Below are 1,437 nucleotides of genomic sequence, written 5' to 3' on the forward strand. Positions count from 1 at the left end.
AGAAATGACATGACCGTTTTCAAATTCTATACGACTCGGTAAATTTATAAAATTATATTGGATATCAGCCAACTTTTCACTCAAATAATATCACACAGAAATGTACACAAACAAAATAGAGGATGTGATAACACATCCTCTAAATATTTTCATAAATTTCAAATAGACAACTATTATCAGAATAAATACACTATCACTATTTTGATTTAGGTAGATATTCATCTATTTCATCTGGATGGTCACGTAAGTATTCTTTTATAAAAGACGGTAACCATTCATAAGGGGTAAGAGAATCATATAATACTTCCTGAATAAACTTTTGAAGTTGCTTTGGATTTCCCTTCATCAACACGTCATTTAAAAGCACTCCGTAACCACCGGCACCAATGCAGACTTTTATATCAGGCCTCCTTTCACCGTTTATCGGTTTTAATCTTATAAGTGAACTTACCCTAAGATCGATATAAGAATCGGGATTGGCAGGTTTCAACTGATTAACCAGAGTCAAAAAGCGATTGATAATCTTCCTATCACGAATAATTGTTTTATGGCTATCATTTCCAAATACAATGTGCAAACAATCGGTGATAGGAACATCTGTATCCACATCTCCTATAAACCAAAAATTTACATTTTCCACTTCGTTACTATCAATTAAAAATTGATTGCTTTTACATGATGTTATAAACAGTAATAGCAAAAACAATGAACCACCATAAAAACATTTTTTATGGTTCAGAAGTCCATACAGCTTTATTCCTTTTCTCATATTCCTGTGTTTTTTGTCTATCAATCACATTTGAAGTAACGCCTTTCGTTATTACAGTTTTCCCATTATGGTTTCTTCTTGTAACTTGACCGGAACGGGTTTCTCCATTAGCCCTTGAGGTTTTCTGTTCAGAACCAGTTATCACCCGCCTTTCTTCTTTTGTCTGATATTGCGAATCGCTACCTCGTGCTCTATTTACTTCATACTCTTGAGTATTTGTTTTATGTTCCAAAGCATGATCTGCTTCATGGTCAAATACGGTAGCCGGAGAATTGACTATTCCATTATCTTTTTGCGATCCCCAGTTACTCTTCCAATAAATACTTCCAGCCCCACGTGCGGCATTGGGATTATATGAGTTCTCAAACACCGCTTCCATCACATTTACCTTTATATTGGTATTCTCTACAATTGCTACCGTAGAGGCTCCACCTCCGTTTCCTGCCTTCAATCCATTCGCTTTATTATATTGATAAGCAGTAATTACAGATTGTACAAATGAATTTGGATGAGTTATGTCACCACCACTATATGAATATGAAACCTTTTTCCCAGCATCATTATTATACCAAATAACTACTGTATTTCCGTCCGGGTCAATATGATTTATCGGATTACCCATACAATAAGTATACGGACTCCAACTATAATACTTCTCACTCATCGGA

General features: G+C 34.9%; 1 protein-coding gene and 1 pseudogene. Both read right to left on the reverse strand.

Translation table 11 applies throughout. The features are described from left to right. Positions 1-196: 196 nt before the first annotated feature. Positions 197-769, reverse strand: a complete 573-nt coding sequence (locus DW640_RS23215) for a hypothetical protein (RefSeq protein WP_008767442.1) — start codon at positions 767-769, stop codon at positions 197-199. Then, a pseudogene (locus DW640_RS23220) lies at positions 729-1,437 on the reverse strand (RHS repeat-associated core domain-containing protein); the annotation flags it as partial. The pseudogene DW640_RS23220 and the gene DW640_RS23215, both read right to left, overlap by 41 nt.

The organism is Bacteroides sp. AM23-12 (genome assembly GCF_003434395.1).
Classification (GTDB): Bacteria; Bacteroidota; Bacteroidia; order Bacteroidales; family Bacteroidaceae; genus Bacteroides; species Bacteroides thetaiotaomicron.